At 75.4% G+C, this 14,407-nt stretch carries 11 protein-coding genes; 8 read left to right on the top strand and 3 right to left on the bottom strand.

The window, feature by feature from the left end; genetic code table 11:
• Positions 1-66 precede the first annotated feature (66 nt).
• Positions 67-441 carry a WhiB family transcriptional regulator gene (locus tag AB0B02_RS28605; protein WP_357305447.1) on the top strand — a complete coding sequence of 125 codons (375 nt, stop codon included), beginning with the start codon at positions 67-69 and terminating at the stop codon, positions 439-441.
• 101 nt (positions 442-542) lie between these two features.
• Entirely contained in the window at positions 543-1,550 is a 1,008-nt protein-coding gene (locus tag AB0B02_RS28600; protein ID WP_357305443.1) for an RICIN domain-containing protein, read from the top strand.
• A gap of 54 nt (positions 1,551-1,604) precedes the next feature.
• On the opposite strand, the gene AB0B02_RS28595 is transcribed toward AB0B02_RS28600, so the two are convergent.
• Both AB0B02_RS28595 and AB0B02_RS28590 read right to left on the bottom strand, forming a co-directional pair.
• Positions 1,605-3,824 carry a hypothetical protein gene (locus tag AB0B02_RS28595; RefSeq protein WP_281938997.1) on the bottom strand — a complete coding sequence of 740 codons (2,220 nt, stop codon included), beginning with the start codon at positions 3,822-3,824 and terminating at the stop codon, positions 1,605-1,607.
• Between the two features lie 16 nt (positions 3,825-3,840).
• The gene (locus AB0B02_RS28590; RefSeq protein ID WP_281938995.1) at positions 3,841-4,902 is read right to left on the bottom strand and encodes a hypothetical protein; all 1,062 of its coding nucleotides are present in this window, start codon (positions 4,900-4,902) and stop codon (positions 3,841-3,843) included.
• A gap of 160 nt (positions 4,903-5,062) precedes the next feature.
• Here AB0B02_RS28590 and AB0B02_RS28585 point away from each other — a divergent pair, with 160 nt between their 5' ends.
• Both AB0B02_RS28585 and AB0B02_RS28580 read left to right on the top strand, forming a co-directional pair.
• On the top strand, positions 5,063-5,659 hold the full coding sequence (locus AB0B02_RS28585) for a sigma-70 family RNA polymerase sigma factor (protein ID WP_281938993.1): 597 nt from the start codon (positions 5,063-5,065) through the stop codon (positions 5,657-5,659).
• Positions 5,660-5,668: 9 nt separating this feature from the next.
• Entirely contained in the window at positions 5,669-6,880 is a 1,212-nt protein-coding gene (locus AB0B02_RS28580) for a S8 family serine peptidase (protein WP_357305438.1), read from the top strand.
• Here the strand turns inward: AB0B02_RS28580 and eccCa are convergent.
• Positions 6,786-10,802, bottom strand: a complete 4,017-nt coding sequence (eccCa, locus tag AB0B02_RS28575) for a type VII secretion protein EccCa (protein WP_357305435.1) — start codon at positions 10,800-10,802, stop codon at positions 6,786-6,788. The genes AB0B02_RS28580 and eccCa overlap by 95 nt on opposite strands.
• Before the next feature lie 134 nt (positions 10,803-10,936).
• Between eccCa and eccD the strand changes: the two genes are divergently transcribed.
• The 4 genes from eccD (at position 10,937) to AB0B02_RS28555 (ending at position 14,407) form a co-directional block, all read left to right on the top strand.
• A complete protein-coding gene (gene eccD, locus AB0B02_RS28570; RefSeq protein WP_357305432.1) occupies positions 10,937-12,334 on the top strand; it encodes a type VII secretion integral membrane protein EccD in 1,398 nt (465 codons plus the stop codon).
• Between the two features lie 5 nt (positions 12,335-12,339).
• Positions 12,340-13,731, top strand: coding sequence for a type VII secretion protein EccB (gene eccB, locus AB0B02_RS28565; RefSeq protein ID WP_357305429.1), 1,392 nt, complete (start codon positions 12,340-12,342; stop codon positions 13,729-13,731).
• Between the two features lie 64 nt (positions 13,732-13,795).
• Positions 13,796-14,095 (top strand): WXG100 family type VII secretion target, encoded by a 300-nt coding sequence (locus AB0B02_RS28560; protein WP_281938983.1) that lies wholly within the window; start codon positions 13,796-13,798, stop codon positions 14,093-14,095.
• 15 nt (positions 14,096-14,110) lie between these two features.
• On the top strand, positions 14,111-14,407 hold the full coding sequence (locus AB0B02_RS28555) for a WXG100 family type VII secretion target (RefSeq protein ID WP_107157657.1): 297 nt from the start codon (positions 14,111-14,113) through the stop codon (positions 14,405-14,407).

Genomic DNA, 14,407 nt, shown 5'->3' with positions numbered 1-14,407 from the left:
TCGTACCGCCGGTGGGCTGCGGTGGCGGACGAACGGGAGTTGTGCCGGGTCCGGAGGAGGTGGGACGTGGGCGAGGAGAAGGCGTCCGGTTGGTGGCGGCAGGCCGCCTGTGCCGGCTCGGACGCCAACTGGTGGACCGACAACTGCCCGGACCGGAGCCTGGCGGTGCGCATCTGCCTGGGCTGCCCGGTGCGCAAGGCGTGCCTGGCCGACGGGCTGGCCAACGGCGACAACGGGATCATCCGCGGCGGCATGCTGCTCTATCGGACCCGGCGGCGGACCGAGGCGGTGCCCCTGCTCTGCGCGCAGTGCAGGCGTTCCCCGGTCACCTGCGGCCGCACGGGCGCGGGACGGTACTGCGGTCAGCGGTGCGCGGCGATCGCCCGCAGCCGGCGGGCCGCCGACCCGCCGCGGGTGGGCCGCCGGCCGCACCTGTGGTGAACCCGGACGGCCGGCGGTACGTAGTGCCGGGGATCGTCGTTTCGGACGGGCGGAACCGACCGCCCCGCCGGATCGACACGGTGGAGAGGGAAGACACGACCGTGAACCGAGATCCTCATGAGGACGAGTGGGACCAGGCGCAGGACTGGGAACGCGCCGCCGGTGACGCCGATCAGGACGAGCCGCGTCTCGTGTGGACCGTCGCCGAGGCCGAGGCGGCGGAGACCGGCGGGAACACCGACGAACCGGCCGACCCGGACGTCACCGCCGACCCGGACGTCACCCCCGTACCGGACCGGCCGCGTCGGCCGGCGGTGCCGGTCAAGGTCATCGTGGCGGCCGGCGTACTCCTGCTCGCGGCGGCGATCTGGGTGACCGCCGGCGGCGACGGGTCGCGGCCCACCGCGTCGCCGCCGTCCGGCTCGGAGATGCCGGAACCCTCCGCGGCGCCCGAGCCGGGCTTCACCGAGCTGCCCACGGAACCCACCGAATCACCGAGTCCCCCGGAGCCGCCGTCGGCTCCGGCGTCGAGCGATCCCGCGCCGGTCGCGGGCCCGCCCTCGCCCGCCGCGTCGCGGTCCCCGGCGGCGCGACGCCCGCCCGCACCCCGTTCTCCGCAGCCGTCGGCGGTCCGGCGGGTCACGCGCCCCGACCACATCGCACCGCGGGCCGGGATCACCGTGCGCCTGGTCAGCCTCGCGACCGGCAAGTCCGCCGGGGTCAGCCAGGGTTCGGGCGCCGACGGGGCGCGCATCACGCAGAGCGGCGACGCGGCCGGCTCGGCGCAGCACTGGCGTATGGTGGCGGGCCCATCCGGCTGCTACCAGCTGATCAACGTCCGGTCCGGCAAGTCGCTCGACAACACCGACGGCACCTCGACCAACGGAACGCAGATGCAGCAGTGGACGTGGTACCAGGCGAGCGCCAACCAGTCCTGGTGCTTCCGGAGCGTCGGCTCCGGACGGTACTCGATCCGCAACATGACGAGCGGATTCCTGCTCGACGTCCGGGACGGTGGCACCGCCGACGGGGTCGCGGTCCAGCAGTGGAACGCCGACCCGGCCGCCCCCAACGCCAACCAGACCTGGCTGCTCGCCCCGGTCTCCTGACCGGCGCGCGGGGCCGCCGCACCGACGCGCGCCGGCCGGCCGTCAGCCCGGGCGTCACCCGAGCCCGGCGAACGGTCGGCCGGCGTCGGCGAAGCCGATCGGCGCGATCAGCGGGGCGTCCCCGTCCGGCGCGTCGGGCACATCCCGACGCAGTCGGGCGAGCAACTCGTCCGGATCGGCCGGCCGACCGGCGCCGAGATCCGCGAGGTACACCCGGAACCGCTCGCCGACCGGGTCGACGGCGAGCACCTCGAAGCGGCTGCCCGGGGGAAACACCGCGACCGGCGCCCCGGCGACGAAGACGCCGTCCAGGCGGCGGGCGGTCATCGACCAGATGACGTACTCGACCGACGCGGCAAGGTGGCCGCCCGGGACCAGTCGCGCGTCGACGAATCCGGGTTCGGTGAGGTGCTGGCCGGGCGTGCCGACCGCCGGCACGCCGGTGGCGGCGAAGACCGGACCGAACACCACAGGCAGCAGCGGCAGCGCCGCCACCACGCCATTCGCGACGGCCGCCGCGCGTGACGCCCGGTCGCCGTCCACCGGCTCCGATCCGGATGCCGGCGCTTCCCGCAGGTAGGCGTTGACGTCGGCCCGGTCGTGCGTGCCGTAGACCCACAACGCCACCAGCTCCGGGCGCGGTTCCTCGCCCGGGGTCACCGCGGCTCTGTGGTGCGCGTCGGCCAGTTCGGCGGCGTACCGGGGAAAGGCCGGGCCCAGCGCGGCGAGCAGCCCGGAGGCCGGGTCCATCCGCGTGCCCTCCGCGTCAGCGGCGGCGGGCCCGGACGCGGGTGGCGGGTACGGCGTCGACCGGGCGGCCAGGTCGTCCAGCCCGGCACCGGAGGCCGGCAGGACCGAGCCGACCGGGCGCGACGGCGCAGCGGGCCGGTGGGCGCGGAACCCGGCCGAAGCCAGCAGCACCCCGGTCGCGGTGAGCGCCACCGGGCCGGCCGAGGTGAGAACCGTGGCGTCCCGGGCGGCGGCCAGGTCCGCGGCGAGCGAGGTGGGGCGGCCATCGTCCGGCCCGGCCAGGACCAGCGGTCCCACGCCGGGTCCCAGGACCGCGGTGAGCAGGTCGGCGAAGTCGGTCGCGTCGATCACCCGGTCACCGACGACGAAGCCGTCGTGGTCGGTGGCGACCTCGACCACCGTCCCGGCGGCGGCGGACGTGACGCCGAGGTCGTCGGCGCCGTCCAGGAACGACCATCCCGCGGCGGTGGCATGGCCGGTGACCGGCCGGCGGCCGGTGGTGTATGGACCGGTGCGCGGTGCCGGGCCGGCCGGATCCGGGCCGGGTGGGGTCCAGGAACCACTGTGCGGTGGCGGACCGGCGGCGCCCGCGGGCCGCCCCGGTTCGGCGGCGTCCGGCGGCACGCCGCCGACCGGGTCGGGGCCGTCAGCCGACGGGAACTCCCCGACCGCCGCGACCACCGTGCCGTCGGAGGCCACCGGCACCAGCCGCCGGCCGGTCGGGGTCAGTGCGGGCACCGCCGAGCGCAGCCGCACCGGCAGGTGACGCAGCCGTGCCGGGGGTGTGCCGGCCGGCACCGCGCCGGGCAGCAGCACCAGCCGGGACACCGGATCGGGCCGCAGCGCGGCCACCGCCCGGCACAGTTCCGCCACGGGCACCGGCGCGCCGCACCCGCCGACGAAGATGGTGGCGGCGTCCGGCTCCCGGGGCAGGCCGCCGACCGTCCCGCCGGGCCGGACGTCCGGCGGAACCAGCCACAGCCCGGCGGGCACCGGGCGGGCCACCAGGTCCGGCCCGGCCCACCGCTGCGGCGCGGGCAGCGTCGACCACGGCGGCGCGGGTGACCAGGGCGGTTCCTCCCGTTCCTCGGCCGGTCCGGCACCGCCGACGGCGTACCATCCGGCCCCGGTGTCGGGCAGATCCGGGCGGCGACCGTCGGGCTCGGCCACCGACACGCAGGTGCCGTCCAGCGCGACCGTGACCGGGCCGAGCGAGACCGTGACCGGCCGGCCGAGCCGGCGGGCGACCAGACGGGCGCCGTCGCGGCGGGCCGCCGCGTCCGGCCCTCGACCGAGCAGGACGAGCCGCAGGCGGTTCTCGGACGGCGGTGCGCCCGCCAGGGCCTCGGCGACGAGTGCGAAGAGCCCGTCTCGACCGGTCACCGCCGGCGCGGTCACCAGCACCGTCTCCGGGTGGGCCCGCTGGAGGGCGGTGGTCACCGCCCGTAGCGCGCCCACCGGCCCGGTTCCGCCCCGCAGCAACAGCGCGGCGCCGAGCGCCTCGACGGCGACCGCGGCGCTCACCGGCCGTCCCCGGACCTCACCACGGACCCGCCGTTCCCGCGTCGGCCAGCGCCCGCACCGCGAACTGGGCGGCGATGGTGTCCGGTGCCCCCGCCCGGTAGCCGGCCGAGCGGATGTGCCGCAGGAAGTCCTCCTCCGGCGCCAACCCGTGGGTGCGCAGGTAGTAGGCCACGCCGTCCGACCACACCCACGCGCCGTCGGACCGGCAGGTCATGGGCACCACGGCCGGCCCGCCGCCGACGACGTCGTCCATCAGGGCTGTGCTGGCCAGGACCGGCACGCCTCCGGTCAGGAAAGCCAGAATCCGGTCTCGCTCGGCGGCGTCGAGATCCTCCCGGCCGGACGCGACGCCCGGCTGTACGCCCGGATCGAGCAGTCGTGCCACCCGGGGCCGGACCCGCGCGGCAGGGGTCGCCCCGGTGCCGTCGGCGGCCCAGATCAGCGCCGCGACGGCGAGGGCGGCCCGCTGGTACGGCGGCAGGTCGTCCGGCTCGGCGAAGAGCTCGACCTGCGGGTCCGTCTCGCCCGCGTGCTCCAGCACCTCTTGCAGGCGGGCCGCGACCAGGGCGAGCAGTTCCCCGTCGGCGGCGGCCCGGACGAGGTACACCCGTCTCGGCGGTGGCCACGCCGTCAGCCGGTCCGGCGACCGCCAGACCCGCCACACCGCGCTCGCCGTCCCCTCCGACTCCAGCTCGACCGCGTCGACGCAGGCCCGGTCGATCTGATCGAGGTCGTCGGCCACGCCGTCCATCGGTGCCGGGTCCGCCGCGCCGGCCGGCGGGACCGGCTCGCCGTCGGGGAGCGGACCGGCCGGCGGGGTACGGGTGAACACGACCGGCGGGAGGACGGGCCGGTCACCGGCGCGCAGCACCGGCGGGACCTCGCCGAGGGCGGCCCCGATCCGCTCGGCGTCCCGGTCGACGAGGGGGAACCGTCCGATCGTGGCCGCGTATCCGACCATCGCGGCGACGTCGCCGGTCACCCCCCGGACGAGGCTGTCGCGGGCAACGCTGACCAACGCGTCGGGCACCCAGCCGGCGACCCGGAGGAGCAGGTGGTGGTACGCGGCGACCGTCACAGGACGCCTCCTTCGGAAACGGTCGGGCAGTGGTCCGTCACCGCTACTTCGTCGCACCGGTTCGAAACGTTCACACGCGTGCAAGAAATCACTGGGCTCAACGATGTCTCGCCGGCCGGATCACGGGAGCGTCATGACAGTGACGACAATGGAGGGTCCGATGACCGCGATGGCCGATCATCCCGCCTGGAACCCGCCACGGGGGCGGTCGGGCGAGGCGCGGCAGGCCACGCCGGCGGATGCGGCGGCCACCCCCACGAGCCGGGCCGACGCCCAGCTCACCCGGCTGCACGAGCTGCACAGCAAGCAGTTGCTGAACTATCTGGTCAAACTCACCCTGGGCGACCGCAAGCTGGCCGAGGATCTGTTGCAGGAGACGTTCGTCCGCGCCTGGCGTCACCTGTCCCGCAACGGTGACACCGACATCGACACGTTCCGGCCGTGGCTGTACACGGTGGCCCGGCGCCTGGTCGTGGACATGCTGAGGTCGCGCCGGTCCCGGCCGTCCGAGGTGGTGATGGACGATCTCACCAAGCTGTCGGTGTCCGAGGACACCATCGCCGACGTGGTGTCGGCACGGGCGGTCCGCGAGGCGCTGCTGCGGTTGCGGCCGGACCAGCGCGGTGTGCTGATCGAGCTCTACTTCCACGGCCGCACCCCGAGCGAGGTCGCGGAGCGGCTCGGCGTCCCGGTCGGGACGGTCAAGTCGCGGGCCCACTACGCCAAGCAGGCGTTGCGCACGTATCTGAACCAGTAGGGAGCGCCGATGCCCCGCTCGTCCCGACCGGTGGCCCGTGCCGCCGCGTCGTGCGCCGCCGTGGCGCTGATCGCCGGCCTGCACCTGGCCACCGCGGTCACCCCGGCGGTCGCCGACGAGGACCCGCCCGCCCTGCCCGCCGCGCTGACCGGCTGCGTCGGCCCGTCCCCGGTCCGGTACGGCGAGCGCACCCCGTGGCCGGTCGCCCGGATGGCGCCGTACCTGACCCGCTCACTCAGCCAGGGCCGGGGCGTCCGGGTGGCGGTCCTGGACTCCGGCGTCAGCGGCGCCGCCGCCGGCCTGCGCGCCGCCGTCGCGCCCGGCCGGGACGTGGTCTCCGGCGGCCCCGCCCGGTCGGACTGCCTGGGTCGGGGTACGGCGTTGGCGGCGATCGTGGCCGCCCGGCCCACCTCCGGCACGGGCGTGGTGGGGATGGCCCCCGAGGCCACCGTGCTGCCGTTCCGGATCATCGGCCCGCAGCGCCGTACGACGCCGGCGTCCATCGCCGACGGCATCGACGCCGCGGTGGACGCGGGCGCGGACGTGGTGCTGGTCGGCACCGGCCAGGTGGCCGACACCCCGGCGTTGCGCGCTGCCGTGACCCGGGCCGCCGGGCGCGACGTCCTCGTCGTCGCGCCGGTCGACGACGGGCCGGCGTCCACCACGGGACAACCGCCGCCGGTGTGGTACCCCGCCGCGTACCCGCAGGTCCTGGCGGTCGGTGGGGTCGACGCGAACGGCCGGGGCACCGTGCTGGCGCCGCCGGCGAGCGGCCTGGACGTGCTGGCCCCGGCGAAGGACGCGGTCGTGCCCGGCCCGACCGGCGCGGGCCACTACACGGTCGGCGGGACGGCGGTGGCCGCCGCGCACGTCGCCGGCGCCGCCGCGCTGGTCCGCGGGTACCACCCGGAGCTGACCGCCGCTCAGGTCCGGGACCGGCTGGTCAGCACGGCCGAGCGGACGCCCTACGCGCCGGCCGGCACGGTCGACCCGTACGCCGCTATGACGGCGCTCGATCCCGGCGCGGCGACCCGACCGGTCCGGCTCGACGCGGGCCCCGTCCCGGTCGCCACCGCCCCGCCGGCCGATCCGGCGGTCGCCCGCTCCGGGCTGCTCGCCGCCGCGATCACGGCGGTGGCGCTGCTGATCGGCGCCGGGGTCCGGATCCGGCGGGGACACCGCCAGCCGGCGTCCCGGGGTCCAGGTACGGCGTCTGGATGACCCTCGCCCCCCGGCGGGTGCAGAGCAGCGCGCGACCCGGCGGCAGGATCCTCGGCTTGGTGTTGCCCAGCAACGGGCCCTCACCCGGCGGGCAGGACAGCACCACGTCCGGGCTGTTCGTCTCCTGTAGCCGGCGGACCAGGGGATCCATGGACATCCGCATCGCGCCCGCGGCCGCCCGGGTCAACACCATGTGGAACCCGATGTCGGTCCCCTGTGCCAGGTACGGGACCAGCCGCAGCAGCGGACTCTCGTGCCCGCCCATCATGTCGTAGTCGTCGACGAGCAGGTACAGCCGGGGACCCGACCACCAGTCCCGGGCCCGCAGTTGCTCCGGCGAGACGTCGGTGCCCGGCATCCGGTGCTTCAGGCCCTCGATCGCCTCGGCCACCGTGGCCTTCGTGGAGTCGACGGACACCGAGTAGCCGAGCCGGTACGCCTCGGGGATCCGGTCGAACAGCGCCCGCCGGAAGTCCACCGCCATGATCCGCACCTCCCGTGGCGGGTAACGGCGGACCAGCGCGTCCGCCACGTACCGCAGCAGGCTGCTCTTGCCGCTCTGCGCGTCGCCGAGGACGGTGAGGTGCGGCAACTCCTCGAAGTCGTGCCACACCGGCCGCAGCCGCTCCTCGTCGATGCCGATCGGCAACCGGAGGTCGCCGTCGGCCGCCGGCAGCTCGGTCGCCGGCAGCACCGCCGGCAGGGTGCGTACCCGCGGCGCGTCCGGGCCGTCCCAGAAGTCCCGGGCCGCCGCGGCGAGCGCCCGGGTGCCGTCGGCCACGCCGGCCGGGTCGGCGACGCCGTCGATCCGGGGCAGGGCGGCAAGGAAGTGCGCCTTCTGCGCGGTCAACCCGCGCCCGGGCACGTGCGGGACGGTGGCCGCCGCCCGCAGGTCGATCGCCGAGTCGACCGGGTCGCCGAGGCGTAACTCCAGCCGGTTGCCGATCAGGTCCCGCATGCCGTGGTGCACCTCCGACCACCGGGACGCGGTGAGCAGCAGGTGGACGCCGAAGTTGAGGCCCCGGGCGACGATCTGCCGCACCGCCGCGTCCGCCGCCTCGAACTCCTGACGCAGCGTGAACCAGCCGTCGACCACGAGGAACACGTCGCCGTACGGGTCGTCGTCCAGGCCGGCCGCCCGCCGGGCCCGGTAGGCGGCCATGCTGTCCACGCCCTCGGCGGCGAACCGCCGTTCCCGCTCCGCGATCAGCGCGCTCACCTCGGCGATGGTGCGGGTGACCCGGTCGGCGTCGAGCCGGCTGGCGACGCTGCCGACGTGCGGCAGGTCGGCGAGCGTGCCGAGCGTGCCGCCGCCGAAGTCGAGGCAGTAGAACTGCACCTCGCGGGGGCTGTGAGTGAGCGCCAGCGCGCAGATCAGCGTGCGCAGCAGGGTGGACTTCCCGCTCTGCGCGCCGCCGGCGATGCCCAGGTGGCCGCCGGTGCCGGACAGGTCCACGACGAGCAACTCGCGGGCCTGGTCGAACGGCCTGTCCACGAAGCCCACCGGCACCACCAGCAGGCTGTTGCCCGGCCAGCCCACCGCCCGCAACCCGGCCTCCGGGTCGGGCGCCAGCGCCGGCAGGAGCTGGTCCAGGGTCGGTGGTTGCTGCAACGGCGGCAGCCAGACCTGGTGCGCCGGTGGGCCCTGGTCGACCAACTGGTCCACGACCACGTCGAGCACGCTCGGGCCGCGCTCGTCGGGCGGGTCGGCCGGTCCGGCCGCCGCCGGTTGCTCCGGCGGCTCGGTCGCCGCGACGGGGATGTACCCGAGCCGGTACGCCACCACCTGCCGCTGCACCACCGCGAGGTCGAGCCGCTTGTGCTTGGGCCGGTGCGCCCCGGACACGTAGGCCGCCTTGAACCGGAGCAGCGACGACACGTCGGCCCGCAGGAAGCCGTTCCCCGGCTGGGTCGGCAGCTCGTGCGCGTCGGGTACGCCGATGGCGGTGCGGGACTCGATGGCGGAGAACGTGCGCAGCCCGATGCGGTACGACAGGTGTGTCTCCAGCGCGGCGATCCGGCCGTCGTCCAGACGCTGGCTGGCCAGCAGCAGGTGCACCGCGAGCGACCGGCCGAGCCGACCGATCATCACGAAGGTGTCGATGAAGTCCCGGTGCGTGGCCAGCAGCTCGCTGAACTCGTCCACCACCACGAACAGGGTCGGCAGCGCGTCCAGCGGCTGCCCCTGGGCCCGGGCCCGCTCGTACTCCAGCACCGAGGTGAACCCGCCGGCCTGCCGCAGCAGCTCCTGGCGGCGGATCAGCTCGCCGTGCAGCGCCTCGCGCATCCGGCCGACCAGCGCGGCCTCGTCGGCGAGGTTGGTGATCACGGCGGAGGTGTGCGGAAGCCGGTCCAGGCCGAGGAAGGTGGCGCCGCCCTTGAAGTCGACGAGCACGAAGTTGAGGATCTCCGACGAGTGGGTCATCGCCAGCCCCAGCACGATGGTGCGCAGCAGCTCGCTCTTGCCGGAGCCGGTGGCGCCGATGAGCATCCCGTGCGGGCCCATGCCGTCCAGGGCCGACTCCTTGATGTCCAGCTCGACGGGCGCGCCCTCGGCGTCGATGCCGATCGGGATCCGCAGCCGGCGGGCGGGCGGGCGGGCGGCCCAGGCGTGCGTCAGGTCCAGGTGGCTCAGGTCGGCGACGCCCAGCAGCGTACCGATGTCGAAGTCGGTGGTCAGCGCCTCGGCGGCCGGCTCGGTGGTGATGCTCAGCCGGTACGGCGAGAGGATCCGGGCCAGGCTGCGGGCCTCGGCCGGGGCCAGTTCGTCCGGCCGGGCCAGGTTGGACCGGACCTCCCGGCCGACCTGGTCGTGCTTGACCTGTTCCAGCCCGGAGTCGGTGAGGTCGGCCCAGAGCAGGCCGCGGGGCACCGTGGTCGGTGGGGTACCCAGGTCGATCAGCACCGCGTTGCGGTAACCACCGGACAGCAGGCGGGAGCCGGCGGGGATCCGCCCGCCGTCGCAAACCATCAGCACGAACGGCTCGTCCCGGCTCGGTGTGGCGCCCGCCTCCCACCGGGGCCGGGCCAGGAAGTCCTCCCCCAGCAGCCGCTCCACGGCGTCCGTGCTGGCAGCCGCCAGCCGGGCCGGACCCGCCGCGTCCTGTTCGGTGGGGTGTTGCAGGTGCGGCAGCCACTTCGCCCACTCCCATGCCTCGGTGGCGTCGTCGGACACGCACACCGCGATCATGACCTCCTCGGGCGCGTGGAACGTGGCGACCTGCGCGACCAGCGCCCGCGCCACCGCCCGGCACCGCTCGGGGTCGCCGGTGATCCGGATCTGGTGGAAGCCGGGCAGGAACAAGGCCACCGGCAGGTCGGCGACCGTGTTGTAGGCGTTGATGAACCGCCGCAGCGACTTCGCCGCCAGCGGTTCCAGGTCCTCGATCGGCTTGGTCTGCAGCGGCGCCATCCGGGTCGCCAGGCGCTGCCGGCCGGTGCCCACCCGGACCTCCAGGAAGTCCGGGTGGCTGGGGCGCCGTTCCCACCGCCGCGTGGTGAGCGCCACCGACCAGAGGGCGGACGGGTCGGGGTGCCGCCAGTCGGACGCCTCCCGCTGCTGGTCGATGGACCTGCGGACGCGCCTGCGCTGCTGCGACAGGTAGCGCAGGTAGTCGCGGCGGTCGCCGCTCATCCGGTGCTTGCGCTCCCCGGCGCTCATCGCCAGCTGGCCGACCAGCATGCCGACCATGGCGACGCCCATCATGCCGGCCATCACCCAGGTGAGCACTCCGCGGCCACCGCCGAGGAACATCATCGCCATCACGCCGGACATCAGCATCATCGGCAGGATCGTCATGAAGCTGCGCAGCCCGCCGGGTGTGACCTCGGGCAGCACCGGCGGTTCCTGAAGGCTGATCTCGCCCGCGGGCGTCTCCGGCCCGGTCCGCCGGGCCGGGCGCCGGAACACGACGGTGCTCACCGTTCACCTCCGATGCCGGCGGTACGGGGTCGCCGGCACGCACTACAACGCACGATCCGAGGGCGGAGGGTCAGCGGGAGCAGATTTTTCCGCCGCCGGATGAACTCGGCCGGCACCCATCCGTTGATTCGGCCATGACTGTCTCGGCCACCGGTGAGATGTGCCGCCTCACCGTCTGCGGGCCCACCCGCCAGGTGGAGGTGGCCGTACCGACGCACGTGGTGGTGTCGGACCTGCTGCCGGTGCTTGTCGAGCACCTGGGCGAGAACCTGGTCGAGACCGGCCTGCTGCACGGCGGCTGGGTGCTGCAACGCCTCGGCGCCGCGCCGTTCGACCAGGGTTCCACCGTCGCCATGCTGGGCCTGCACGACGGCGACCTGGTCCACCTGCGTCCCCGGTCCGAGCAGATCCCGCCGGCCGACTTCGACGACCTGGTCGACGGCGTCGCCACCGGGATGAAGCAGCGGCCCGGCCGGTGGCGGCCGGAGCTGAGCCGGTGGGCCGCCCTGGCGGCGACCGTGCTGCTGGCGGCCACCGGCGTCGCGGCGCTCGCGCTGCCCGGCCACGCCGGCCACCGGGCGGGCGCGGCCGGCGTGCTCGCCGCCGCCTGCCTGGTCGGCGCGCTGGTGGCCACGTTCGCCGTCGGGGACCGGCCGTTCGGCAGCGCCTTCACCGGCGCCGCCGCCGGGTACGCCGGCCTGGCCGGCCTGCTCGCGGTCGACCCGCGGGTCGGGGTGGTCGGTCTGCGGCCGGACGGACCGGGCCTGTTCGCCGCCTCGGTGGCCGTCCTGGCCGTCGCCGGGATCGCCGCGACGACGACGGCGCACGCCCGGCCGGCACTGCTGGCCGTGCTGGTGGCCGGCCTGCTCGCCGCGGGGGCGACCGCGCTCACCGCGTTCGCCGGCCTGACCGCGGTGCAGGCAGCCGGTGCGATGCTGGTGGCGGCCACCCTGGCCACGATGGTGGTGCCGCTGGTCGCCTTCCGGCTCGCCGGCCTGCGGATGGCGCCGCTGCCCACGCAGCCGGAGCATCTCCAGGAGGACCTCGACCCGATTCCGAGCGGCACGCTGCTGCCCCAGGCCGCCGTCGCGGACCGGGCGATGACCGCGCTGTACGCCGGGATCGCCGCCCCGACGGCGGTGGCCGTGGTCGTGGTCGGCATCGCCCCGGGCTGGGCACCGGCCACCCTGGTCGGCCTGGTCGCGCTGGTCCGCTGCCTGGCCGCCCGGACGATGACGAGCGCGTGGCACCGGCTGGCCCAGCTCGCGCCCGCCGCGGTCGGCGCGGTCACCCTCGCCCTCGGCGCGGTGGCATCCAGCGGCCCGTTGGCGCGGGTCACCGCCCCGGTGCTCGCCGTGTCGCTCGGTTCCGCCCTGCTGCTGCTCATCGCGCGGACCATGCCCGATCGCCGGCTCACCCCGTACTGGGGTCGGCTCGGGGACCTGCTCCAGACGCTGGCCGCCACGGCCGTCCTGCCGGTCCTCCTCGCCGTGCTCGACGTGTACCGGTTCGCCCGTGGGATCGGGGGCTGAGCGCGGTGCAGTCGAGACGGGACCAGGTGCAGGCCCAGTCGTACATGACCGGGCGGCTCACCGCCGCCCTGGTGATGGCCGAGCCGGAGGCGCTGGAGAACCCGCACCGGCGGTTGCTCACCGGGATGATCGCCGGGCTGTTGGTCGGTTGCCTCGTGGTCGCCGGGGCCGTGGTCTACGGCCTGCTCAAGCCGGGGGGCGCCACCCGCTGGCGGGAGCCAGGCACGCTGATCGTCGAGAAGGAGTCGGGCGGCCGGTTCGTGCTCGTCGACGGCCGGCTCCGGCCGGTGCACAACTACACGTCGGCGGCCCTGATCTTCGGCCGGCGGCCCGCCCTGGTGACCGTCTCCGCGGCGTCGCTGACCTCCGTACCCCGGGGCACGCCGATCGGCATCGTCGGCGCGCCCGACTCACCGCCCGCGCCGGCGGCGCTGGCCGGGGCGCAGTGGAGTGTCTGCGCCCTGGGCGGGACGGACCGGACCGGTACGGCGCGCGCCGGCACGCTGCTGACCCTCGCCCCGGGCGCCGGCGGAACCCCGCTCGGTGCGGACGGCGGCTTCGTGGTGACCTCGCCGGGCGGGCAGCTGTTCCTGATCTGGGACGGGCAGCGCTTCACGCTGACCCGGCCATGGATCCCGCGGGTGCTCGGCTACCCCGCGGCCCCGGTGGTCACGGCGAACTGGCTCAACCAGCTTCCCCCCGGCCCGGACGTCGCCCCGGTGCCGGTCGCCGGGCGGGGCGCCGCCGGACCGGTCGTCGACGGGCGACCCACCCGGATCGGTCAGGTCTTCGTGGCCCGCGTCGTCGGCACCGCCGACCGCTACTTCCTGCTGCTGCGCGACGGGCTGAGCCCGCTCGCCGAAACCGCGCTCGCGCTGGTGCTCGGCGACCCGGCGACCGCCGCGGCGTACCCGGGTTCGACGGTACGTCCGGTGGACCTCAGCGCCGGGGCACTCGGCCAGCTACCGGTGTCGAAGCAGCCGGCGCTGCCGGCCGGCCTCCCGCCGCGACCGCCGGTCCAGGCGAGCCCGGCGGCCGGCGACACCTGGTGCGTGCAGTGGTCCACGACGGACCGGCCGGCCCGGGTGACCGCGCGGGCGGTCCCGACGGTCACCGCCTCCGGGGACACGCCGGGGGTGAACCGGACCGAGCAGACCGCCACCTCGGTGTCGGTGGCGCCGGGGGTGGGTGGACTGGTCCGGCAGGGCCGCGCCGGGCAACTGAACGGGACGAGCTACTTCCTGGTCACCGACGCCGGGGTGAAGTTCCCGGTCGCCGGCGCCGACGTGGTCCGGGCGCTCGGCTTCACCGTCGAGGCGGCCCGGGTCGTGCCGGCCAACCTGCTGTCCCTGCTGCCGACCGGGCCGGTCCTGGACTCGGCGGCGGCGAGGAGGTGACACCCCGAGGATCCGCCGGCCCGGCCGGCACCCCGTCCACCACCACCGATGTAGGAGGAACACCGTGACCTCACCGCTGAACCAGGTGGATCAGGCCACCATCACCCAGACGCTCAGCGCCTTCGAGACCACCATGGCCGACGTGAACGCCGCCGACCAGTCGGTCGACGCGGTCAGCTCGTCGGTGCCCTGGAGCGGCGACGCCGCCACCCAGTACCGCAACTCGCTCGCCGAGTGGCGGACCGGCCTGAACGACGTCCGGCGCGGGCTCGAGATGCTGCGCACCGCGATGACCCAGCACCTGAACATCTCGTCCAACGTCGAGGACGAGGCCGCCCAGAACGCCCGCTGGTACACCAACTGACGAGAGGAAGAGCAGATGGCGACCTATTCCCTGAACCCGAACGGCCTGCTGGACTCCGGTGAGGAGTTGCGCGGTGTCACCCGGGCCATCGACAACTCGCTGACCACCCTCGAGGGGTACGTCAACCAGTTCATCGCCAACAACGCCGGCGGCGCCGCCACGGCGTACCAGCAGGCGCAGCAGACCTGGCACCAGGGGCTGGCGAAGATGCAGGCGTCGCTCGGAAGCGGCGCCACCGCCATCGACAGCATCCGGGAGAACTACCACATCGCGGACAGTCAGGGAGCGGCGCTGTTCGGCGGAAACGTCTAG

The organism is Micromonospora sp. NPDC049240 (assembly GCF_040647835.1).
Lineage (GTDB): Bacteria > Actinomycetota > Actinomycetes > Mycobacteriales > Micromonosporaceae > Micromonospora.
Note: the sequence above shows the minus strand (reverse complement) of the source record. Positions and strands in the feature narration are given on the sequence as shown.

What these genes read in the sequence shown, in the direction of transcription:
- eccD (WP_357305432.1), top strand. Translation starts at nt 10,937, where the DNA reads ATGACTGTCTCGGCCACCGGTGAGATGTGCCGCCTCACCGTCTGCGGG.
- AB0B02_RS28585 (WP_281938993.1), top strand. Translation starts at nt 5,063, where the DNA reads ATGACCGCGATGGCCGATCATCCCGCCTGGAACCCGCCACGGGGGCGG.
- AB0B02_RS28555 (WP_107157657.1), top strand. Translation starts at nt 14,111, where the DNA reads ATGGCGACCTATTCCCTGAACCCGAACGGCCTGCTGGACTCCGGTGAG.
- AB0B02_RS28580 (WP_357305438.1), top strand. Translation starts at nt 5,669, where the DNA reads ATGCCCCGCTCGTCCCGACCGGTGGCCCGTGCCGCCGCGTCGTGCGCC.